General features: G+C 67.7%; 19 protein-coding genes, 2 tRNA genes and 1 pseudogene. 8 read left to right on the forward strand and 14 right to left on the reverse strand.

Going from position 1 to position 22,619, the window contains the following annotated elements:
• Positions 1–7: 7 nt before the first annotated feature.
• The 3 genes from ABZ004_RS02890 (at position 8) to ABZ004_RS02900 (ending at position 5,847) form a co-directional block, all read left to right on the forward strand.
• Positions 8–3,295, forward strand: a complete 3,288-nt coding sequence (locus tag ABZ004_RS02890) for a S8 family serine peptidase (RefSeq protein WP_355678304.1) — start codon at positions 8–10, stop codon at positions 3,293–3,295.
• 78 nt (positions 3,296–3,373) lie between these two features.
• The gene (locus ABZ004_RS02895; RefSeq protein ID WP_355678045.1) at positions 3,374–4,414 is read left to right on the forward strand and encodes an adenosine deaminase; all 1,041 of its coding nucleotides are present in this window, start codon (positions 3,374–3,376) and stop codon (positions 4,412–4,414) included.
• A 77-nt stretch (positions 4,415–4,491) separates the two neighbouring features.
• Positions 4,492–5,847, forward strand: a complete 1,356-nt coding sequence (locus tag ABZ004_RS02900; RefSeq protein WP_355678046.1) for a TrpB-like pyridoxal phosphate-dependent enzyme — start codon at positions 4,492–4,494, stop codon at positions 5,845–5,847.
• Here the strand turns inward: ABZ004_RS02900 and ABZ004_RS02905 are convergent.
• Entirely contained in the window at positions 5,844–6,344 is a 501-nt protein-coding gene (locus tag ABZ004_RS02905; protein ID WP_355678047.1) for a hypothetical protein, read from the reverse strand. The two genes, ABZ004_RS02900 and ABZ004_RS02905, sit on opposite strands and share 4 nt — an antisense overlap.
• Positions 6,345–6,472: 128 nt before the next feature.
• On the opposite strand from ABZ004_RS02905, the gene ABZ004_RS02910 reads away from it, so the two are divergent.
• The 3 genes from ABZ004_RS02910 to ABZ004_RS02920 all read left to right on the forward strand — a co-directional run bounded on the left by ABZ004_RS02910 (position 6,473) and on the right by ABZ004_RS02920 (position 8,706).
• Positions 6,473–7,831 (forward strand): hypothetical protein, encoded by a 1,359-nt coding sequence (locus tag ABZ004_RS02910; RefSeq protein WP_355678048.1) that lies wholly within the window; start codon positions 6,473–6,475, stop codon positions 7,829–7,831.
• Positions 7,821–8,435, forward strand: coding sequence for a 2'-5' RNA ligase family protein (locus ABZ004_RS02915; protein WP_355678049.1), 615 nt, complete (start codon positions 7,821–7,823; stop codon positions 8,433–8,435). Before ABZ004_RS02910 ends, ABZ004_RS02915 begins: the two co-directional genes overlap by 11 nt.
• Positions 8,436–8,547: 112 nt before the next feature.
• A complete protein-coding gene (locus ABZ004_RS02920; RefSeq protein ID WP_355678050.1) occupies positions 8,548–8,706 on the forward strand; it encodes a hypothetical protein in 159 nt (52 codons plus the stop codon).
• A gap of 116 nt (positions 8,707–8,822) precedes the next feature.
• Here the strand turns inward: ABZ004_RS02920 and ABZ004_RS02925 are convergent, their stop codons facing one another.
• From ABZ004_RS02925 to ABZ004_RS02945, 5 genes are all read right to left on the reverse strand, one after another.
• Positions 8,823–9,983, reverse strand: a complete 1,161-nt coding sequence (locus ABZ004_RS02925; protein ID WP_355678051.1) for an MFS transporter — start codon at positions 9,981–9,983, stop codon at positions 8,823–8,825.
• Between the two features lie 54 nt (positions 9,984–10,037).
• The gene (locus ABZ004_RS02930) at positions 10,038–12,038 is read right to left on the reverse strand and encodes a PPC domain-containing protein (protein WP_355678052.1); all 2,001 of its coding nucleotides are present in this window, start codon (positions 12,036–12,038) and stop codon (positions 10,038–10,040) included.
• A gap of 124 nt (positions 12,039–12,162) precedes the next feature.
• A complete protein-coding gene (locus ABZ004_RS02935) occupies positions 12,163–13,188 on the reverse strand; it encodes a UDP-N-acetylmuramate dehydrogenase (RefSeq protein ID WP_355678053.1) in 1,026 nt (341 codons plus the stop codon).
• Positions 13,185–13,592, reverse strand: a complete 408-nt coding sequence (locus tag ABZ004_RS02940; RefSeq protein ID WP_355678054.1) for a MaoC family dehydratase — start codon at positions 13,590–13,592, stop codon at positions 13,185–13,187. Before ABZ004_RS02940 ends, ABZ004_RS02935 begins: the two co-directional genes overlap by 4 nt.
• On the reverse strand, positions 13,589–14,011 hold the full coding sequence (locus ABZ004_RS02945; protein ID WP_355678055.1) for a MaoC family dehydratase N-terminal domain-containing protein: 423 nt from the start codon (positions 14,009–14,011) through the stop codon (positions 13,589–13,591). The genes ABZ004_RS02940 and ABZ004_RS02945 overlap by 4 nt, the downstream gene beginning before the upstream one ends.
• A 72-nt stretch (positions 14,012–14,083) precedes the next feature.
• Here ABZ004_RS02945 and ABZ004_RS02950 point away from each other — a divergent pair, with 72 nt between their 5' ends.
• Positions 14,084–14,842, forward strand: coding sequence for a (2Fe-2S)-binding protein (locus ABZ004_RS02950; protein ID WP_355678056.1), 759 nt, complete (start codon positions 14,084–14,086; stop codon positions 14,840–14,842).
• Positions 14,843–15,012: 170 nt separating this feature from the next.
• Positions 15,013–15,534, forward strand: a pseudogene (locus tag ABZ004_RS02955) (NYN domain-containing protein); the annotation flags it as partial.
• Between the two features lie 264 nt (positions 15,535–15,798).
• Here ABZ004_RS02955 and rpmG read toward each other — a convergent pair.
• From rpmG to ABZ004_RS02995, 8 genes are all read right to left on the reverse strand, one after another.
• Positions 15,799–15,966: a 50S ribosomal protein L33 gene (gene rpmG, locus ABZ004_RS02960; RefSeq protein WP_112249091.1), complete on the reverse strand. Its 168-nt coding sequence runs from the start codon at positions 15,964–15,966 to the stop codon at positions 15,799–15,801.
• A gap of 68 nt (positions 15,967–16,034) precedes the next feature.
• Positions 16,035–16,108, reverse strand: a tRNA-Met gene (locus tag ABZ004_RS02965).
• A 51-nt stretch (positions 16,109–16,159) separates the two neighbouring features.
• Positions 16,160–16,232, reverse strand: a tRNA-Thr gene (locus ABZ004_RS02970).
• Between the two features lie 122 nt (positions 16,233–16,354).
• Positions 16,355–17,401 carry an LLM class flavin-dependent oxidoreductase gene (locus ABZ004_RS02975; protein WP_355678057.1) on the reverse strand — a complete coding sequence of 349 codons (1,047 nt, stop codon included), beginning with the start codon at positions 17,399–17,401 and terminating at the stop codon, positions 16,355–16,357.
• Positions 17,398–18,162 carry a DUF1684 domain-containing protein gene (locus tag ABZ004_RS02980; RefSeq protein ID WP_355678058.1) on the reverse strand — a complete coding sequence of 255 codons (765 nt, stop codon included), beginning with the start codon at positions 18,160–18,162 and terminating at the stop codon, positions 17,398–17,400. Before ABZ004_RS02980 ends, ABZ004_RS02975 begins: the two co-directional genes overlap by 4 nt.
• The gene (locus tag ABZ004_RS02985; protein WP_355678059.1) at positions 18,159–19,277 is read right to left on the reverse strand and encodes an LLM class flavin-dependent oxidoreductase; all 1,119 of its coding nucleotides are present in this window, start codon (positions 19,275–19,277) and stop codon (positions 18,159–18,161) included. The genes ABZ004_RS02980 and ABZ004_RS02985 overlap by 4 nt, the downstream gene beginning before the upstream one ends.
• Positions 19,267–21,282 (reverse strand): FAD/NAD(P)-binding protein, encoded by a 2,016-nt coding sequence (locus ABZ004_RS02990; RefSeq protein ID WP_355678060.1) that lies wholly within the window; start codon positions 21,280–21,282, stop codon positions 19,267–19,269. Before ABZ004_RS02990 ends, ABZ004_RS02985 begins: the two co-directional genes overlap by 11 nt.
• Positions 21,279–22,595: an NtaA/DmoA family FMN-dependent monooxygenase gene (locus ABZ004_RS02995; RefSeq protein ID WP_355678061.1), complete on the reverse strand. Its 1,317-nt coding sequence runs from the start codon at positions 22,593–22,595 to the stop codon at positions 21,279–21,281. Before ABZ004_RS02995 ends, ABZ004_RS02990 begins: the two co-directional genes overlap by 4 nt.
• Positions 22,596–22,619 lie beyond the last annotated feature (24 nt).

Here is a 22,619-nt window from a genome sequence, read left to right on the forward strand (position 1 = left end):
GGTGAGTATGAGACCTATCACCCGAACGCTGCGGCCGCTCGGTGCGGCGCTGCTCGCCATGGTTCTCGGCGCGGCCGCCGCAGTTCCCGCTCCCGCGGCCACCCAACACCCGAAGCCGGCCACGCCGTCGGCTCACGAGGTCACCCTGATCACCGGCGACCGGGTCCGCGTCTCCGCCGATCAGCAGCAGGTCCAGACGATCCCCGGCCCCGGGCGCGAGCAGGTGCGGTTCAGCACCCACCGATCCGGCGGCCGGTTGTCCGTCGTCCCTTCCGATGCCCTCAGGCTGCTCGGCAGCAAGCGCCTCGATCCGCGGCTGTTCGACGTCACCGAACTGCTCGCCGCCGGCTCCCCCGAGAGCCTCCCCCTGATCATCACGTACGCCGGTACGCCGGCCGCCGCGTCGGCGACGTTGCGCGACTCCGGCGCCACCGCCGAGCGCGAACTCCCGGCGATCAACGGCCGGGCCGCCCGGATCCCCACCGCCGAACTCCCCGAGCTCTTCAGCTCCTTGACCAGCGCTCGCAAGGCGGCCAGTGGGATCGACAAGATCTGGCTCGACGGCCGGCGCAAGCTGCTGCTGGACCACAGCGTCCCGCAGATCGGCGCTCCCGAGGCCTGGGCCGCCGGCTACACCGGTCGCGGCGTGAAGGTCGCGGTACTGGACAGTGGTGTCGACGCGGCCCATCCCGACTTCGCCGGGCGGCTGCAGTCGGCGAACTTCACCCCGGAAGGCCCGGAGGACGCGAGCGGTCACGCGACTCATGTGGCCTCGATCGTCGGTGGTTCGGCTGCCGCGTCGGACGGCAAGTACAAGGGCGTAGCACCCGACGCGGACCTGCTGTCCGGCAAGGTCTGCGTGTACGACGGTTGCTCCGACTCGTGGGTCCTGGCCGGCATGGACTGGGCCGTCCAGCAGGGCGCGAAGGTGATCAACCTGAGTTTCGGCGGCTATGACGGACCGGGGATCGACCCGCTCGAGCAAGCCGTGAACAGCCTGAGTACGCAGTACGGAACGCTCTTTGTCGTTGCCGCTGGCAACGACGGCCCGTACGAGGGGACCGTCGGCTCGCCGGGGAGCGCCGCGGCGGCGCTCACCGTCGGCGCCGTCGACCGCGACGATCGGCTCGCGGAATTCTCCAGCCGCGGTCCGACGGTCGATGACGGCGCACCGAAGCCGGACGTGACCGCGCCGGGCGTCGACATCGTCGCCGCGAAGGCGTCGAACAGCCAGATCGGCGACCCGGTCGGCACCAGCTACCTGCGCTTGAGTGGTACGTCGATGGCGACGCCGCACGTCGCCGGTGCCGCCGCCTTGCTGGCCCAGCAGCATCCCGACTGGAAGGCGCCCCAGCTGAAGGCTGCTCTGATGGGCACCGCGATCCCGGCGGCCGGCGTACCGGTGGAAGCCCAGGGTCGCGGCCGGATCGACGTAGCGGCCGCCACGAAGCTGCCGGTGACCTCGGACAACGGTGCGCTGGCGTTCGACGCGCAGCGCTGGCCGCATACCGACGATGTTGCCCAGAGCAAGGAAATCACCTACACCAACCCGACGGCGGCGGCGGTCTCCCTCGACCTGACCGCGTCCTTCACCGGCCCGGACGGCAAGCCCGCGCCGGCGAACGCAGTACGGCTCAGCGCCTCGACCCTCAGCGTGCCCGCTCATGGGACGGCCGACGTCGTTGTCACCTCGAACACGAACTTCGCCGGACCGGACGGCCGGTACGCCGGGAGCCTGGTCGCCAAGGCCGGGCCTGCGACGCTGACCACCACACTGTCCGTCGAGCGCGAGCAGGAGAGCTACGACCTCACCATCAAGCACCTCGACCGGACCGGTGCGGCTACTGCGGACTACCTCGACATCGTCGTCAACCGGGACACTCAGGACTGGCCCCGGTACTTCGCCGAGGACGACGGGGTCACCAACGTTCGGTTGCCGAAGGGCCGCTACCTGCTGGACTCCACCGTCGGCACCGAGCGGCACGCGGCCGAGTCCAGCAACCTGGTCCAGCCGAAGCTCGACCTGACCTCGGACCAGACCATCGCAGTCGACGCTCGGCAGGCTCAGCCGGTCACCATCAGCGTGCCCGAAGCCGCTGCCCGCAACGCGTTCACGACGGTCTCCTACAGCCTGGCGATCGGGGACGGCGGCTGGTCCAGCGGTATCGGCGGCACGCTGGACTCCGTCCGGCTGTTCACAGCACAACTCGGCCCGTCGGTGCCGGAGGTCACCGGCAAGGTAGCCAGCCAGTGGGCCCGGCCTGATCCGGAGGGCGGAGAGTTCTTCGACAACTCGCCGTACATCTTCGCCCTGCTCTGGACGAACCCGGACGGGTATTTCAACGGTGTCCAGAAGGCTGTCCGGCAGAGTGATCTGGCCACAGTCAAGCCGACCATTGCGGCCCAGGCAGGCGGCACCGACTCCGTGTGGGGGATCGATGGCGAAGGTCCTGTGCGGTCGGGTGGATCCGGCTACGGCTACCCGTACAGCCACCTCCCGGCCACGCCCTCGATCTACGTGACGACTGAGAACGTCACCTGGGACGGCTACCTCATCTACACCAACGGGGACGCCGAGGCCGCGTTCCTGTACTCGGCGCCGTCCACCTATCAGCCTGGCCGGACCTACCGCCAGAACTGGGGTCGTGCTGTGGTCGGACCGGCGCTCCCAGCGCACTCGCCATGGGTCTCACGGACCGGCGACACGATGGGCCTGACGCCACCCCAGGCGGACAAGGATGGCCACTACGGCGAAGGGATCGCCGGTCGCGGGTCGATGGACCTCTACCGGAACGGGCTGCAGCTGGCCTCGCTGGACTATCCGTTCCAAGCTCCCAAGGACACGGAGGTCGTCGTACCAGCGGGTCCGGGGGACTATCGCCTCGATGTGCGGACGGCGGGGTCCGGCGTACTCGACCTGTCGACCGCCACGCAGACTTCGTGGACCTTCAAGTCGACGACCACTGCGGGTATGGCGGCCCTGCCGTTGTGGGCAATTCGGTTCCTACCGGGTGATGAGCTGAAGGCGGGACGGACGCACGTGCTGCCGATCGTTGCGGAGGCCCAGCAGGGCTCCCCGGTCGGGCAGTTGAAGGGCGTGAAGGTCCAGACGTCGACCGATGACGGCAAGACCTGGCGGACTGCTCCTCTGCGCTCCACTGGAGGCGGGAAGTTCGCAGCGGTCGTATACGTGCCCGACGGCTCGACGTACGTGTCGGTCCGGGCGCAGGCGGCCGACTCGAAGGGCAACACGGTTCAGGAGACGATCACGAGGGCTTACAAGGTCTCCCGCTGATCCTGGCGGTCCACCCGGTTTCGGGCCGGGTGGACCCGCCGGTTTCGTCAGGAGAGGATCCGTCGGTAACCTTCTGTAATGACGAGTCGGGACCTGCGGCTGCTGCCGAAGACCCACCTGCACCTGCACTTCTCCGGCTCCATGCGGCACCTGACCCTGGTCGAGCTGGCCGACAAGCACGGCGTACGGCTCCCGGACGCACTGCGCACCGACTGGCCGCCGGATCTGTCCGCCGCCGACGAGCGCGGGTGGTTCCGCTTCCAGCGCCTCTACGACATCGCCAGGTCCGTACTACGCACCGAGGACGACGTACGCCGCTTGGTCCGTGAGGCAGCCGAGGACGACCGCGCCGACGGCTCCCGCTGGCTAGAGATCCAGGTGGACCCGTCCGGGTACGCCGGCAGGTTCCGCGGGATCACCGAATTCACCGATCTGGTCCTAGATGCCGCGCGCGATGCGGCTGCCTCCACCGGGATCGGAGTACAGGTGGTGATCGCGGCTAATCGCACGCGGCATCCCCTGGACGCACGGACGCTCGCCCGCCTCGCGGCGCAGTACGCGGGCCGTGGAGTGGTCGGCTTCGGGCTGTCCAACGACGAGCGCCGCGGGACGACGTCGGAGTTCGCACCGGCTTTCCGGATCGCGCGGAACGCGGGCCTACTCGCAGTACCGCACGGTGGTGAGCTCTGTGGGCCTGCGACTGTGCGGACATGCCTGGACGAGCTGGGAGCCGGCCGGATCGGGCATGGCGTGCGCACTGTCGAGGACCCTGACCTGCTGAAGCGTGTGGTCGACGCTGGAGTCGCGCTGGAGGTCTGTCCTGCCTCCAACGTTTCGCTGGGCGTCTACCACCACGCGGCGGACGTACCGCTTCGCCAGCTGTACGACTCGGGCGCACGGATCGCCCTGGGCGCAGACGACCCGCTCCTGTTCGGCTCGCGACTCGCAGAACAGTACGAGACGGCGCGGAATGTGCACGGCTTCAACGACACCGAGCTGGCCGAACTGGCCCGGGGCTCGGTGCTCGCGTCGACCGCGCCGGCCGACGTGCAGAAGGGACTGCTCGCGGAGATCGACGAGTGGCTCGGCGTCGATCACGCCGCGACGGTGACTTCCTGACCAGTGCATGCTGAGTGCTCAGCGAGTGCATGGCGAGGGCATTGCGGCGGGCTCGGAGCGGGCCTAACTTTGCGTGCATGATGCCGACCAAGATCCTGCTGCCTGAGGACGAGCTGCCGACGCGTTGGTACAACGTGCTGCACGATCTGCCGACGCCACCGCCGCCGGTGCTGCACCCGGGTACCGGGCAGCCGGTCGGGCCGGACGATCTGGCGCCGCTGTTCCCGATGGACCTGATCCTGCAAGAGGTGTCGCAGGAGCAGTACATCGACATCCCGGGCGAGGTGCTCGATGTCTATCGGCTCTGGCGGCCGAGTCCGCTCTACCGGGCGCACCGGTTGGAGAAGGCGCTCGATACGCCGGCGCGGATCTACTACAAGTACGAGGGTGTATCACCGGCCGGGTCGCACAAGCCGAACACCGCCGTACCGCAGGCGTACTACAACGCGAAGTCGGGTGTCCGGAAGCTCACCACGGAGACGGGCGCCGGCCAATGGGGAACGGCGCTGGCCTTCGCGTGCGCGCAGTACGGGCTGGAGTGTGAGGTGTGGCAGGTGCGGGCGTCGTACGACCAGAAGCCTTATCGGCGGACGATGATGGAGGTGTTCGGGGCGACCGTGCACCCGAGCCCGTCCGAGCTGACCGAGGCGGGCCGCAAGATCCTGGCGGACAACCCGGCATCGACCGGTTCGCTCGGGATCGCGATCTCCGAGGCCGTCGAGATGGCCGTGCAGGCCGACGACGTGCACTACGCGCTCGGGAGCGTGCTCAACCACGTCCTGCTGCACCAGACGATCATCGGCGAGGAAGCGCTGATCCAGCTCGCGATGGTCGGTGAGACACCGGACGTCCTGGTCGGCTGTACCGGTGGCGGGTCGAACTTCGGCGGACTCGCGTTCCCGTTCCTGCGGGAGAAATGGGCCGGCCGGATGGCTCCCGTCGTACGGGCTGTCGAGCCGGCCGCGTGCCCGTCGCTGACGCAGGGGACGTACGCCTACGACTTCGGCGACACGCTCGGGATGACGCCGCTGATGAAGATGCACACCCTCGGACACGACTTCGTGCCGGACCCGATCCACGCCGGCGGGCTGCGGTACCACGGGATGAGCCCGCTGATCAGCCATCTCTACGAGACCGGCGAGATCGAGGCGATCGCGAAGAACCAGTCGGATTGCTTCGCGGCCGGCGTGCTGTTCGCCCGGACCGAGGGGATCGTGCCGGCACCGGAGCCGACGCACGCGCTGGCCGCCGCGATCGAGGAAGCGGAGCGCTGCAAGGAGTCCGGGGAGGAGAAGGTCATCCTGACCGCGCTCTGCGGACACGGGCACCTCGACCTGGCGGCGTACGACGCCTATCTGTCCGGCGCGATGACGGACCGCGCGTGGGACAACGCCGACATCCAGGCCTCACTCGCGAAACTGCCCAGCTTCTAGAAGCGCTTCCATCGGGGCTTCTTGTACTGCGGGATCGCGGCGGCCCAGTGCGCAGGGATCTGCCAGCCCTTGGCGGTGATGGCGTCGAAGTACACGGCTTTGAGGGAGTCGGGCAGCCAGTAGGTGGCACTGGTCTGGTCGGCGACCTCGAAGTACGTGGTGCCGTCGCCCCAGACTGTCGCCAGGATCGAGCAGTAGGCGAGCCGGGTGAAGTCCCAGCGCGCCTGCTCGTCGCTCAGGTCGTACTCGCGTCCGGACGCCGTCGACCACCAGTGCCGCTTCGGCTCCGTCGCCGGCATCGCGTCGATCAGCCCTTGGACGACGACCCGATCGTCGGTCATCTCGTCCGGCAGCTCCAGCAGAGCCGGATCGAGATCCACCCTACTGATCCAAGGTTGCCCGACCTCCAGAAAAGTCTCGAGCAGCGCGAACGCTTCCTCGGCCCGATCGAACAAAGACAGCTCGGCACGCAGGATGGTGAAAGGTTCTTCGGGCACCCCCCAAACACTAATGTGGGTTGAAAAACCGGGGCATCGTGGGGCATCTCGGGGCAGCGTGGGGCAGCTCGTCCACAAGGCATGTTTTGACCGTCACAAAGGGTGTTCGGGCACCTACAGTTACCGCCATGTCAGAGGGCAATGGGTTGTTACGAGCCGCCCGGGAGCGGACCCCGTCGCGGCGTGCGCCGGGCGAATACATGTCCCGCGCGGAGCTTGCGGAGGCGGTCTGCCTCTGGTTGTGGCAGACCACCGATACGCAGTACGAACTGGACGGGCACTACATCGCGAAGCTCGAGCGGGGCGCCGTGCGCTGGCCGGGCGCGGCGTACCGGTCGGGTCTGCGCCAGGTGCTGAACGTCAGCAGCGACGCCGACCTGGGCTTCGTCCCGCCGAACCCGGGCGGCACGCTCGACCCGGAGCCGGAGCCGGAGCCCGAGCCGGCGCCGTACTCGACGGCCGGGCTGTCCGACGACCTGATCGACGCAGGCGACGAGTCGATCTCGCTGCTCACCCTGGCCGAGGAATCGAACGTCGGCGAGCTCACCGTCGAGCAACTGCACGCCGACATCGAGCGGATCGCGCAGAGCTACCTCAAGGTGCCGACCAAGCCGCTCTTCCAGCGCACCAAGGCCGTCCGCGACCGCGCGTTCAAGCTGCTGTCCGGCCGGCAACCGCCGCAGCAGACCCGCGACCTGTACGCCGCGGCCGGCTGGGCGATCACCCTGCTCGGCTGGATGTCGGTCGATCTCGGCCGGCCGGACATCGCCGAGAGCCACACCCGGACCGCCTGGGCCTGCGCCGAAGCCGCCGACTTCGACGAACTCCGGGCCTGGGTCCGCGCCACCCAGCACACCGCCGCGTTCTGGCAGGACGACTTCAGCCGCGCGGCCGAGTTCGCCCAGGACGGACTCCGGTACGCCGAGGGCACGTCGGCCCTGTTCCTCGCGAGCGCGGCCGCGGTCGACCTGGGCCGGATCGGCCGGCTGGACGAGGCCCGCGAGGCGCTGGACGCCGCGAAGCGGACCACGGTCAACGCGTCGGTCGCCGACCTCGGCGGACCGTTCCGCTGTACGCCGGAGCGCGCGGAGGGACTGTGGTCCGACGCTCACCTGGCGCTCGGCGAGACGAAGTACACGCTGCAGCACGCCGATCGCGGCGTCGCCCTGTTCGAGGCGGCACCGCACGCGCTGCGCAACTACGGGTCCGAGCGGATGGTCCGGCTGCAGCAGGTGAAGGGGCGGCTGGAGGTCGGCGAACTGGACGGCGCCGTGGAGGCGCTGCGACCGGTGCTCGCGATCCCCCCGGAGTACAGGGTGCGTCCGTTGATCCACCGGGTCAGCGAGATCGCGGCGCTGCTGCGGAGTGAGCGCTACGCGGACGAGAACAAGGCTCAGGCGATGCACGAAGGCATTCGCGAGTTCGTACGACGCCCGGCCGCCGACTCGCGGCCGGACCGACTGATTGGAGTCACCGATGATCGATGAGGTTCGCGACCACTGGTACTGGCGGCCCGGCTGGCGCCCCGGCCGTTCCTTCTACACCTGGCACCTGACGTTCGCCGACGCTCCTGCGGTGACAGGCCTCGTCACGTCGTACGCCGACGTCCTGGCCGCCCTGCCAGGAATCGACCCGGTGCCGCCGCAGTGGCTGCACCTCACCATGCAGGGCGTAGGTTTCGCCGACCGCGTCCCCGCCGCCGACCTGGACGAGATCGTCCTCGCCGCCGAATCCCGGCTCGCCCGCTCAGCTCCCTTCAAGGTAACGATCGGCCCCGCCGTCGTAGACCCCGAGACCGTGCAGTTGCCGGTGACCCCCGTCGCCCCGCTCCAAGACCTCCGCGACCGTCTCCGAGCCGCCATCGGCGACGTCTGGGGCCCCGACGCGATCCCCGAACTCCCCCAGCTCAACCCGCATGTCTCGTTGGGCTATTGGAACACCCCGGCCCCGATCGCCCCCCTCATCCACCAGCTGGCGAAGGCACCCGCCGCAACCGCCACCACCACCATCACGGCCGTCTCCCTCATCAACCTCAACCGAGACCACCAGATGTACGAATGGACCCCGATCAAGAACCTCACCCTCACCTGAAACACAGGGCTCAGGAAACGTCAGAGCCCCGGCGACATGACCGAAGTCAGCGGTCCACCGGGGCTTTCAACATAAACAATAGCTTTCTCCGCCGACGGAACTCCCCCAGGCTGTGCGGCGATTTGGGTGCGCCGCGACGCTGCAGTACGAACTGCTCGCGCCACAGCTGGATCTGATGCTGTGGGTTCCGGACGCGATCGTCTGGGCCTGGGCCAAGGGTGGGGAATGGCGCCAGTTGATCCGGGCAGAATGGGTTCTGAATCGTGTCTAGACGCGCAGAACCCGGCTCACCAACCGTCCGGATGGCTGCCGGGTTCACTTCTCAAAGGCTATTGCCCCGAGCAAGCAAAATCATGCTCCATGCCGGACCGGTTCGGCAGGTTCTGCTCAGGGTTTGCGGAGGCGGGCGGTTGTTAGGGCTAGTAGGGGGAGTGCGGCTAGGAGTACTGCTAGGGCTGCGTAGCCGTAGGTGAGGGCTGTTGTTGTGGCTATGGCTGCGACCAGGAGGGGGCCGCCGGCGTCTCCTAGTTCTCGGCCGAGTTCGGCTGTGCCCATGGTTTGGCCTAGGCGGTCCGGTGAGGTTGAGGCGGCCAGGGCGGCGAAGCCTAGTGGGGTGATGAGTCCGGTGCCGGTTCCGATCAGTATTGCGGCCAGCAGGACGCCGATGATCCCGGGCAGCGTGGCGCAGCCCAGGCCGGCCGCTGCCAAGAGGAGACCTATTGCCAAACCACCCCGCGTGGTGATCCGGCCTGCGTCCAGTGCTCGACCGGTACGCGGCTGAACGAGTGCTGCCGTCAGAGCAAGCACAGACACAGCTGCACCAGTAGCCACAGTCCCCAGTCCTGCTGCCGCGCCAGTCACCGGCAGGAACCCGACACCGACAGACAGCGCCGCAGTAGCCCCAGCAAGCGCAGCGGTCGGCCGCAGAAACAACGGATCAGTGATCCGGCGAGCCAGATCCACAACGGTCTGCCGGGTGCGTGGCAACGGCGGCACAGCCGGTACGGCGAGCAGCACCCAACCTGCCACCACCAACCCGAGCACGGTCATCACCGCGAACAGCAGCCTGAACCCGCCCAGCCACACCAGCGCACCGCCAAGCAGCGGCCCAAGCGTGTAGCCGATGCTCTTGTAGAACCCATAGCTGCCGAACGCGCGCCCATGCGTGGCTGCCGGGTTCAACCGCGCCACCAAAGCAGAAGCCGCCGGCGAGAAGGCCGACGCGGCAGCCCCTTGCCCCAGCCGCGCAACCCACAGCCAACCCGTGCTGTCAGCTGCGACATACACCCCGGAGGCGACCGCGAAGCCGACCAACCCGGCCAGCAGTACCGGCCGGGCACCGATCCGGTCGGCAATCGTGCCGAACACCGGCTTCAGCACCACCTCGGCGCCGTCGTACAGCGCCAGCAGGAAGCCAAGCGTCAACAGCGACTTCACCGCATCGTCGGAAAACCCACCCAGATTCGCAGCGACCGCATGCGCCCCGAACGCAGTCGTGAACCCAGCCGCGTACAACGGCCACATCCGCCGCTCACCTGGAATACCCACAAGCAGACGGTACGGCGTACTGCAGGACCAAGCCCGCAGTACGCCGCAACGCTCTTATCCCTTGGGCTTGGAGAGGGCCCAAGCGGTGTTGTTCAGCGTGTCTTCAGTGCCGGTGAAGCCCTCGTTGGGGTTGTAGGTGTCTTCACCGAAGTCGACGTCGATGTCGTCGGCGGTGCCGCCGATGCCGTCCGGACCCACGCCGAACAGCAACGGGAAGTTGCCGCCCTGGTCCATCAGGTTGTACGTCGGGTTGAACTGGTCGACGTGGTAGCTGCCGACGAAGTGACCCGTCTCGTGCGAGACGACATTGCCGACCACCTGCGAGATGAACTTGATCTTGTTGCTCGCGGGCGTCAGGTAGCTGTTGATCGACGGGTCACCGAATCCGTTGGCCGGGTCGGACAACACGTCCATCAACGCCAGCGCGGTTTCCTCGTGCCCGTAGTTGCCCGGGTCGATGGTCTGCGCGATCCCGATCGTGTCGATCCCGGACTCGGCGATGGTGCCGCCGATGACGACCCGGGACACGTTCTCCTGACCGAACGGGTCCGCGCTGTCGCGGCTGTTCAGCACCTTGACGGCGACGTTCGAGTTCAGGCCCTTGGCGATCAGATCGGTCTTGATGTTCTCGGTCACCGTCGCGGTGATCCTGGTGATCAGCTCGTTCTCCGCCGACTTCGGCAGCCCCCAGCGGGCCACGAAGGCGCTGAACGGCGACAGTTGCCGGACACCGGGCCCACCGAAGATCGCGGTGTTCACCCGGGCTCCGTCGAAGTCGAGGAAGATCGTCTGCTGCTTCTTGTCCAGCTCGGCGCCCGACCGGTAGACCTCGAGCGTCGCGTCGTACGATCCGACCCCGTTCTCCACCGACACGGCGTACCAGCCCGCCTCCTCCGCGACGTACGCGAAGACCGCGTTGCCACCGCCCGGCAGCGGCGACGTCACCGGGTACAGCGACGACGCGTCCTGCTCGGAACCGACTGCCTGGCTACCGTCGACCTTGTGTACTACGAGGCGCGAGGCCGCACCGGTGACGCTGCCGCCGAGCACATCGCCCTTCTTCAGCTTCACGCCGTAGTAGTCCTTGTCGACCACGACAGCGCCGATAGTCACCGTGTAGTCGCCCTTGAGCGCTCCGAAGGTGCCGGAACCCGAGTCGGTCGGGTCGGTCGGGAACGGTCCGTTCAGGCTGTAGCCGGCCACTACGACGTAGTAGTCGCCCGCACTCGGCAGGTCGAAGGTCAGCAGACTAGTGGCGCCGGCACCACTGTCGTCGTCAGCAGCAATCAAGGTGCCCGCCGCGTTGTAGACGCCGACCACGGTGTCGGTGCTACCCGAGCCCTCGGTGCTCACCTTCAGCGTCCGGCCGGCGGGGGCGGTCAGCTTGTAGAAGTCGAAGTCGTTGCTGTCGTCCCCGTCGGTCCCGTGCGGCCCGTCGCCGAGGGTGCCGGTCGCGAGGATCTGCTGCCGTCCGGCGGTCCCGATACCGGTCTCGGTGGCCAGCGGGATCGACCCGTTGTCCTCGTCGCCGGTGCCGATCCCGAACTGCGGCGGCGTCAGGTCGGGCATGCTGCCGAGGATCCGCAGCCGCGGGTTCTCCTTGGCGCCGGTCCCGAAGCCGGCCACCCGCTCCGCGGAGTCCTGGGTGTCGTTGGAGCCCGAGATCGCGTCCGGCTCCTCCTCGTCGTGCAGGATCGGCGACGGCAGCGCCCTACCGGCCGCCTTCGTCTTGGCCGCGGCGAGCCCGGCCGACTTGGCCCGTTGCTTGCCCTTGGCATCCATCAGGTTGTGCCAGTACGACCAGTCGGTCGCGGCCGCGTCCGGGGTGTTCGCCAGGTACGGGTTGGGCCGGGCGACCTCCTTCCCGTTCACGGTCGCTGTCGGTGCTTTGGTGCTCTTCGGTGCCAGCTGGATGCCGGCCTGCAGTGTCTTCTTCTGCTGCGGCGTGATCTGGTCGCTCGCACCCGATACAGCGGCGGTTCCCTGGCTCGCGGCCGCGGCGACGAGCGCCACCGCCGACATACCCACCAAGGCACGCTTGAACTGCAAGTTCATGCGATGTCCTCCCAATAGCCCCACGCCCACGGGCCGTAATACCCGCGAGCCTCTCCCCCGAGAGTGGCTTGCACCTTAGAGGACCGCTTGACGATCTGTGAAGGCTTTTACACCAAGAGTCAGCTCAGAGCGAGCAGTTCACCAGTACTGGTTCGTTGACGAGGGTGATCCCGAAGGCCTGGTGGACCTGGGCGCGGACATGGGCCGCCAGCGCGAGGATCTCCTTCGCCGTCGCGTCACCACGGTTGGTCAGCGCCAGCGTGTGCTTCGACGACACCGCGGCTCCGCCGATCGAGAACCCCTTGGCGACCCCGGCGTGCTCGATCAGCCAGGCCGCGCTCGTCTTCACGCGACCATCAGGCTGCGGCCATTGCGGCGCACCAGCCGGTACGTCGGCAGTCGCGTCCAGCAGCGGGTTGGTGAAGAACGACCCGGCGCTCCACGTGTCGTGGTCCGCCTCGTCGAGCACCATCCCCTTGCTCCGCCGCAACCCGAGCACGGCTTCCCGTACTTCGGTCATCGGTGCCCGGGAGCCCTGCTCGACATCGAGTACCCGCGCGAGTTCGGCGTACCCGATCGGCGCGGAGAGGTCACCGAGTGGCAGTTGGAAGGCGACGTCGAGTACGGCGTACCGGGCGGGGTCCTCCTTGAAGCGTGAGGTCCGGTAGCTGAAGCCGCAGTCGGCGGCGAAGATCGTCCGTACTGCGTTGTCGACCCGGTCCCAGACGCGGACGGATGCGATCGTCTCGGCCACCTCGTGCCCGTAGGCGCCGACGTTCTGCACCGGCGTCGAACCGGCCAGACCGGGGATGCCGGACATCGACTCGAGCCCGGACCACTCCTCCGCGATCGCGCGCTGGACGACGTCGTCCCAGTCCTCGCCGGCGGCGACGTGGATCATCGCACCGGAGCACGCATCGGCGTCGACCCGGATGCCGGTGGTGGCGACCTTGATCACCGTGCCGCGGAAGCCCTCGTCGGCGATCACCATGTTGCTGCCGCCCGACACCAGCAGCACCGGTTCGGCGGCCGCGTCGGCATCCCGGACGGCCGCGATCAGCTCTTCCTCGGTGGTCGCCTCGATCAGACGATCGGCCGGCCCGCCGACCCGCAGGGTGGTCAGCTCGGCCAGGCGCACATCGGTCTTCACGAGACGCGCACTACCGCCCGGGCGCGACCGAGAACCTTCTCGTCGCCACAGATCGCGGTGATGTCGATCTCGGCCCGGCCGTCGGCGACCTTGTCCACCTTCGCCGAGAACGTGACGGTCGCGCCCTTGTCGTCATCGGGGACGACGACCGGCTTGGTGAACCGTACGCCGTACTCGATCAGGTCGGCCGGATCGTCGATCCAGTCCGTCACGACCCGGGCCGCGGAGGCCATCGTGAGCATCCCGTGCGCGATCACGCCGGGCAGGCCGAGCGCCACGGCCATCCGGTCGTTCCAGTGGATCGGGTTGAAGTCGCCGCTTGCCCCGGCGTACCGGACCAGGTTGTCGCGCCGCACGGTCACGGTCAGCGGCGGCAGCTCGGTGCCCACCTCGGCGGCGGTCATGAGTCCGCCCGGTTGTGGGACACGGTCGCGGTCGAGGTGGCGAGCTGCTCACCGTCGCTGCCGGTCAGGACGGTCTCGTACATGATCACCTCGACGTCACCTGCTTTGCGGACGGTGGTGATGGTCGCCGTCGCGGCCACCTCGTCGCCGACCCGGATCGGGCGGACGTAGTTGAACTTCTGTGCGCCGTGCACGATCCGGTCCAGCCGCAGCCCGAGCTCCGGATCCGCCAGCAGCAGATCCAGCGCGGGCGCGCTCAGCACGAACGCGAACGTCGGCGGCGCGACGGCATCGGCTCCCCGGTACGCCGGGTTGGGGTCGCCGATCGCCTCGGCGAACTCGCGGATCTTCTCCCGGCCGACCTGATAGGACTCGGCGGCCGTGTAGCTCCGGCCGACCATCGTGGCGTCGATCGTCATGGCCAGTAACCCTACTGGCAGACTGTTTCCTCGAGTGCCGCCACCCACTCATCTGACTTGGAAGGTGGATGTGTGACGGCAGGACGCGCGGGCGTGGCCGCTCTGGCTCAGTACGCCCCTCGGTACGGCGTGGAGCTCGGCGAACCGGACGGCCCGGACTGGCTCCGGGTGGACCGGATCCTCGAACCGGACGGCCCCGAGCTGACCGAACTCCTCAAGCGCGACAACGACGCCGGCGGACACGTCAGCGCGCACGCCGCCGCGCTCAGCCTGATGTCCTTCTACGCCGGCCGTGCCCCCGCGACCGCGCTGCTGCTCTGGGCCCTGGAAGGCCGCGTCCTCGACATCCGCCCGTCGAATCTCTGGGTCCGTCCGCATGACGGCCACGGCATCGCGTCCGTCGCCATCCGCTCGGCCCGCTTCCTGCCCGGCGGCCTGGAAACCTTGTACGACGTCGTGCTGACTCAGCACCTGCTGCCACTGTCGGCCGAGCTCCACCGCCGCACCAGAGCCGGCCTCCGCCAACTCCACGGCGGCGTGGCAGCCGGCTGCGCGATGGCCTTCTGCGCCGCCACCCGCGAAGAGATCACCACCGACCCGTCGTTCCTGCTGGACCGCTGGGAAACCTTCATCACCCGAGCCCCCGCCGGCCTCTCCCGCCTGGGCGACGTCGCCCTAGCCGCCAGCAAACTCGTCTACCTCCGCAACACCTGCTGCCTCTACTACACCAGCCAAACCGCCGCCGGCACCGTCTGCGGCTCCTGCTGCCTAACCCCCCGCCCCCACCGCCTCCACGCCTACGAAACCGGCCGCCCCATCCTCACCGTTTGAGAACTGTCGGTAGAGCGGGATATAACCGACAGTGATCACGCCAAGGTTCGCCGCACAAAAAAACGGCCCCCTCGAGAGGGGGCCATTCCAGCCGGCCGAACCGGCATTCGATGAGTTGACTTTACCACGAGTTCGCCATCCCCGGCGGATCGTGACCTGGGGGATCCGCCATGGCATCGGTTGCCGCATACATCGACGGCTTCAACCTGTACTACGGGATGAAGAACAAGTTCGCCCGCAGATATCTCTGGCTCGATCTCGTCGAGCTGGTGCAACACCTGCGGCCGGAGGACGAGGTAGCGGTCGTGCGGTACTACACAACCTTGGTGCGCAGCGAACCTGAGGCATCAGCCAGGCAGCAGCACTACCTGGAGGCATTGAAGTCCCAGTGTGGTCCGAAGCTCGACCTGCAACTCGGCTGGTTCAAGCCGAAGAAGCTGGCTCCCTGCAAGCAGTGTTCGCAAGACTGGTTGTGCGGGTGTCCTCGCAAGGTGCGGTCCTATGAGGAGAAGGAGACCGACGTCGCCCTCGCCGTAGCGATGGTCGCGGACGCAGCACGCGGGATGACAGACCTGACTTTGTTGATCAGTGCTGACTCCGACTTCGTACCGGCGATTCGTGCGGTCAAGCAGGTCCGTCCTGAACAGCACGTGATCCTGGCTATGCCGCCGGGCAACCCGAGACCGCACAAGCGCTTTGCCGACGTCGGCTACTTCAGCATCAACGAGACTGCGCTGCGGCGTTCCCAGCTGCCGGAGAAGGTTTACGACCGAGTACTTCGCGCGCCGAGCGCCGTCGACCGGACAAGTGGATCTGATCATCAGCCTCATGTGCGGCGTCGATGCCCACGGCCGGCAAGTCGGATGCCGGTGGTGTCTGGGCACAGCGAAAGGGCCGCTCCGGGGTGGAGCGGCCCTTTCGGGGGTGCTGGGGTGGACCAGCGGAAACGGCTGGGGTCAGCGGGTTTCGCGGTGGTCGGTGTGGTCGTTGCAGCGGGCGCAGTACTTCTTCAGCTCAAGACGGTCCGGGTCGTTGCGCCGGTTCTTCTTGGTGATGTAGTTGCGCTCCTTGCAGACCGTGCAAGCAAGCGTGATCTTCGGGCGGACGTCTGTCGACTTGGCCACTGGTGCCTCTTCTTGTCAGGAGTGCGCAACTGGGGTGATCGCACTCTCGAGATACTGCGTTCGGTGGGTAGCGGGGGCGGGAGTCGAACCCGCGACACCACGATTATGAGCCGTGTGCTCTAACCACCTGAGCTACCCCGCCAGAGAGTCCATCATCCCACCCGGGACAACCGGATGGGACGGTGATTCTCAGAGCCCCTTTACGGAATCGAACCGTAGACCTTCTCCTTACCATGGAGACGCTCTGCCGACTGAGCTAAAGGGGCGAACCGAGGAGAGAGATTACACGGTCTGCCACCCCGATGTGAAATCGAGCTGACCGAGCCTTGTGGCCCCCTCTTCCGACCCGAGAAGCATACCGGTTCCCAGACCCTCTTCCGACCAGTTTTCAGGCGGCCCAGACCCGGCTCGGGTACGCCGCCCGCAGGACCGGGACGACCTCTGTGACGAAGGTCTCGACGCTGGCCCGGTTCTCGTCCTCGGGCAACCCCGCGACCTCCAGCGAGACGCCGGACAGCTCATGCCCGAACGCCTCCTGGTACCGCCCGAACTTGTCGATCACCTGCTCGGGCGACCCGACCAGCACCGACCCGTTCTCCAGGAACTCCTCCAGCGTCGAGAACGGCAACTGGTTGTGCCGGGCGCCCGGAGAATCCATGAACGCGTCGAAGATCGGCCGGTACCCGTCCACCGCCTCCTGGGACGTCTTCTTCACATAGAGCCCGTTGAACCCGGCACCGACCACAGCGTCCGCCGGATCACGCCCGTACGCCGCCCAGCGCTCGCGGTAGTGGTCGATGAGCCCCGCGTACTTCGCCATCGGATGGAACCCGTTCGCCGAGAACACTGGCTCGCCCCACTTCGCCGCCAGCTCCGTGGACTCGGTAGACGAAGCGGAGCCGTGCCAGATCGGTATCCCCAGCTGCTGAAAAGGCCGAGGCTGTGTAGTCGCCCCAGCCAAGTCAGGCCGATACGTACCCGACCAGGTCACGTCCGTCTCCAGCAGAAGCCGCCGCAGCAGCTCGTACTTCTCCCGGTTCCGATCCCACTGCCCGTCCAGGTCGTACCCGAACAGCGCGTTCTGGTCCGGGTCGTTCCCCTTGCCGATGATGATGTCGAGCCGACCGCCCGACAGCTGATCCAGCGTCGCGTAGTCCTCCGCTACCCGCACCGGATCCAGCAGCGACAACACAGTCACCGTAGTCAGCAGCCGGATCCGACTAGTGGCTGCTGCGATGTACGCGAGCACCACTGGTGGCGAGGACGAGATGAACCGCTGCGCATGCCGTTCCCCCACGCCGTACGCGTCGAAGCCCAGCTCCTCCGCCCACTGCGCTTGCCGGACCACGTGCTGGAACCGCTCGTACGTCGTGAGCTGTCGCCCGCTGATCGGGTCCGGCGAGTTGTCGATCAGCGTGTACGTACAGAACTTCACCGCGGCACCTTCTCCCCCGCGGTCACGGGAAGCGCCAGGTTGTTGCCGGCCACCGGTGCAGGGCATGTGCCGAAGTCGGTGAACGCATAGGGCAGGTTGATCGTCCGGTTGAAGTCCAGCTCCACACTGCGATCGCCCTGCACTACACCGGTTGTCACAGTGCGCCAAGGAGCCGTCTCCACCCCATTGGTCTCGTCATGGAACGACAAGTTCAGCCGCCCCTCACCCGCCGCAGTAGCAACCAGCTCGTACGCCGAATCGCCAAGCGCCACGTGGACTGTGCCGACCGCAGTGACGTGCTGCCGCAAGTCCGGCCGAGCAGTAGCCACCTCGACTCGCTCCGGCTCCGAGAACGGCGTGAAGTACCCAGTGACCTTCCAGCGCGGATTCACGGGGTACGCCGGTACGCCGTTGAACCCGGCTCGCGTAGCAGCCTCCGGGTCGCGCTGCCGGATCGCGTACCGACCACCACGCAGTACGAGCTCTGCGAGCTTGTCGCCGTAGTAGAGCCATCCCAGTGAACCCGCCTCAGCCACGCTGGCTGACGCAGCACCGTCCAGGGGCTCACCGTCGAGAGTTAGCCCGCTTGCCTCGACATGCGCCTCGCCATTCGCTGCCCACCACTTGCCAGGTAGTCCAGGGAGCTCAGAAGGCGTAATAGTGAGCCAGTTGAAGGCTGTGATGCTGAGCCAGCCGTAGTCGGTGCTCAGATCCTGTTCGCGGGCGATGTGCCAGAGCTGCCAGTCGCTCTCGTAACTCATGAGGCCAGGTCCTTCCGGACAGCGCTCTCGCGATGCGCGACCTCTTCGCGGACCAGCGGAATCACGTAGCGGCCGAAGTCGACTGCGTCGTCGTAGATGTCGTAGCCACGAGCAGAGAAGATCCGGACGCCGAGGTCGTAGTAATCCAGCAACGCGGCAGCAACGGTTTCCGGCGTACCGACAAGTGCTGTGGAGTTTCCGCCGCCACCGGTCAGACCGGTCGGCGCGGTCCAGAGCGCCCGGTCGTGCCGCTCGCCGGCCTCGACGGCTTTGAGCAGACGTTGCGAACCAGCGTTTTCCGGGGTTTTCCGCGGATCGCGATAGCGGCCTCGCGCGGCACCACCGCCGGCCTGAACGTCCTTGATCCGGCCGAGGATCTTCTCCGCCTTCGCCCAGGCGAGTTCCTCGGTCTCGGCCAGGATCGGCCGGAATGCGATCTGGATGATCGGACGATCGGTGCGACCGGCCTTCGCGGCCTCGGTGTCGATCGTCGCGAGCTGTTCGCGCGTCCCGGCCAGCGGTTCACCCCACAGCGCGAAGATGTCCGCCTCCGCTGCGCCGACCGCGTAGGCGGCCGCCGACGAGCCACCGAAGGAGATCCGCGGTCGCGGCTGCTGCAGTGGCTTGATGTCGGCGACGAACTGCTCGAACTGGTAGTGCTTGCCGGCGAAGTCGAACCGCTCGTCGGAAGTCCAAGCCTGCTTGAGGATCTGGATGAACTCCCGAGTTCGTCCGTACCGGTCGTCCTTGGCCAGGAAATCGCCCTCGGCCGCCTGATCCGCGGTCGACCCACCGGTGATGACGTGGACCTCGAACCGGCCGCCGCTGATGTGGTCCAGGGTCGCAAACGTTTTCGCTGTCAGCGTCGGGTACGCCACGTTCGGCCGGTGCGCGACCACCAGGTTGATCCGGTCGGTCTTGCCGGCCACATAGGCCGCGACCTGGGACGGGTCGGGCGAGCCGGAGTGGTAGGCGAAGAGGATCCGGTCCCAGCCGTTGTCCTCGTGCGCGCGGGCGAGCTTGGCGGTGTACTCGAGATCGAGCGAGCCGCCGGGCCGCGGGGTGACCTCGCTGGCCGGGTTCGTACCGGCGATACCGAGGAACTCAACTGGCATGGCGTTGACCTGCTTTCTGCGAAGACCTCTCCGCGGAGACGTCGAGGAGGCGAAGGAGCTGCCGGGCGACCGCGTCGTTCTGGCGGAAGCCCGGACCGTTGAAATGGGGCCGGGAGAATCCCGACGAGCCGGCCGAGCCGGAGACCGACGGGCCGAGCAGGAACAGCGACGGATGGACCGAGCCGTCCGCCGTGATCGCGCGACAGGAGCCGTCGGCCTTGAGCTGGCCGCCACCCAGGCTGGTGCCGTCGGCAGCGATCAGCTCGTCCGCGGCCAGTAGGCCGGACCGCAGCAACCCACGCACCAACGGATCCGTGGCAGCCAGTACGTCGGGGCGCGGCAACCGGGCTTCGACAAAAGCCCGCGCCTCGATCTCATCCGGTACGGCGGGGCTCCTCGCGACGAACCGGTCCTTGCCCACGGCAACCGAAAGCTCCGGGCCGGCGAACCGGAGGATCCCGGCGCGGTGCAGGGCGAGCAGTTCTTCCAGCCGGCGTGGCGGCGGACCGCTGGCGACGAACGAGAAGAGCCCGTGCCACTCGGTCTCGACGTGCCGCACCCGGTCCTCGTCGGACAACCGGCCGGCGGTGATCGCGACCGACAGCACGCTGTAGACGCTCAACAGGGCATTGAAAACAGCAAGATCAGGCGAGTACTCCGGGTCTGCGCGCCGCAGCAGGTCCGTCTCGATCAGCTCGACCAGCGACCGCTCGAGCCGGGCGCGATCGCCGAAGAGGACTCCGTCCAGCGGCCGATCCACCTCGGCGAGGACGAACCGGTCCTCGGCCGACGGAATCGCCGCGGAAACTGCGGAAACAAATTCCGCGTCTTGCGGAAAGTTTCCGTCCAGGACGGAAAAGAAGCGGTCCCAGGTCCAACGGGTGCGCTCGGGATGCGCCTCGAACAGTTGCTGGTAGTGCGCGAAGGTCAGCTCCTTCTCGACCAGCGGGCGCACCTGGGTCTGGAAGTCGAGCACCCCCGGCCCGAGCCGGTCGAGCGCTTCGCTTGTCAGATATCGGGTGGGTACGGGGGTGGCTCCGGCGACGGTGTAGCCGAGTTTCGCGTGGTACGGGACGCCGCGCCGCGAGCCGACGTACAGGATCGGTTCGTTGCCGGACGGGTGGTAGCTGAGTAGGCCGTCGCATTCGTCGTACCAGCCGCCGCGTCCCTCGGTCAGCAGCACCATCAGGTCGATGAACGCCTGCCCGAAGCCGCGGACGATAACGTTTTCCTTCGGCTGCAACTCACTCAGATCGATGTCGGCGGTGTAGCCCGGACCGATATAGGTCAGCCCCGCCGACTCCGCCGCCGCAGCCCACCCCACCTGCTCCTCAGTAGGCTCCCGATCCAAATACCCCAACGCCAACACAACAACCTCAGCCTCAATCACCAACCCCGACCCCAACACCACCCGGTTGTCAGCAGACACATCTACTGCGCGGTCCAGGTGGGTCCGGACGGTGACGGAGGGGGGTAGGGAGCGGACGACTCGGTCCCAGGCCCAGGCGAGGTACTCGGCCTGCAGTAGGCGCGGCGGGAAGTCCATCGGACCCGACGGCTCCAAGCCGGCTTCCTCCAGCCGGGTTGCTCCGACCCCCGCGACCCAGCTGGCGAGATCCGGGCCCGGCACGATCGGCCCGTCGCACTGCACCGACTCATCGGTGAAGATCGTGACGTCGGACGTCATCGAGTTCATCCACAGCAACCGCGACTGTTCCCGCCGCCAGATCCGCCCACCACCGGCCGGGTACGGATCCACCACGTGAATCCGCACCTCCCGCCCACCCAGCAACTCCCCCGCACTAGCAGCAAACCGCTCCAACAACCCCACCGTCCGAGGCCCACCCCCCACAAACACAACGGTGGCGACGCCCGGCTCGGACGCACCGGCGATCCCGATCGACTTCGGCCCGTCGGCCGCGCGCTCGACCGGCGCGGCCTCGCCGGTCTCTGGTCCACCGGAGTTCTTGCCGGGGGCAATCAGTGCCCTCACTACTCCAGTCATCGGGAGAGGCCGAGGTGGTCGCGGAGGGTGGGGCCGGAGTACGACGTACGGAAGACGCCGCGTTCTCGGAGGAGCGGGACTACCTGGTCGACGAAGGGGTCGAGGCCGCCGGGGGTCAGGTGGGGGACCAGGACGAAACCGTCGGCGGCGTCTTCCTGGACGTGCCGGTTCATCGCCTCGGCGACCGTCGCCGGCGAGCCGATGAACGTCTGGCGGTTCTGCTGGTTGATCACGGTCTCCCGTAGCGACCACCCGTTCGCCTCCGCCTGCGCCCGCCACTCCGCCACGATCGGCCCCGGGTCGTTGAACCCGACCCGCCCCTGCGTAACCCCCGACCCGACCACGGGATCCTCCGTCGGCAGCGGTCCATCCGGGTCGTACGCCGACAGGTCGCGTCCCCAGAGCAACTCGGCCAGCACGATCGCCGTCGGCCCGGAAACCTGCTGCTCGCGGATGTGCTGGGCTTTCTCCACCGCCTCGGCATCGCTATCGGCCACCACCACCGTCACCGCCGGCATGATCTTCAGCGACTCCTCGGTCCGTCCGTACCGCGCCAGCCGTGCCTTCACATCCTTGTAGAACGTCTGTCCCGCCTCGAACGACCCGTGCCGGCTGAAGATCACATCCGCGCCCTCGGCCGCGAAGTCCCGTCCCTGGTCACTGTCCCCGGCCTGGATCACCACCGGATGCCCTTGTGGGGAAGGCGGCAACCCGAACCGCCCCCGTACGGCGAAGTGCGGGCCCTCGTCCGCGAAGGCCCCAGCGCCTTCACGGGCGAAGACGCCGTCCTCCTGCGCCAGGACGAGATCGTCGGACGACCACGAGTCCCACAACTTGCGCACGATCCGGAGCGACTCCTGCGCCCGGACGTACCGATCCGCCTTGTCGAGGTATCCCCCGCGACGGAAGTTCTCGCCGGTGAACGCATCCCAGGACGTGACCACGTTCCAAGCGGCGCGGCCTCCGGAGAGGTGGTCGAGTGTCGCCAGCCGCTTGGCCAGCTCGTAGGGCTCGTTGAAGGTCGAGTTCACCGTCGCCGCGAGTCCGAGGTGCGTGGTGACCGCCGCAAGTGCGCTCAGCACGGTCAGCGACTCCGGTCGCCCGACGACGTCGAGATCGTGGATCCGCCCCTTCACCTCGCGCAGCCGCAAACCCTCCGCCAGGAAGAAGAAGTCGAACGTGCCTCGCTCGGCCGTCTCAGCCAGATGCTTGAACGACGCGAAGTCAATCTGCGATCCCGACTCCGGATCCGACCAGACCGTGGTGTTGTTGACACCCGGAAAATGCGCCGCCAGATGAATCTGCTTGGTCATGTCCGGCCTCCCACCGCAGAGCGG

Source organism: Kribbella sp. NPDC006257 (assembly GCF_040613535.1).
Lineage (GTDB): Bacteria > Actinomycetota > Actinomycetes > Propionibacteriales > Kribbellaceae > Kribbella.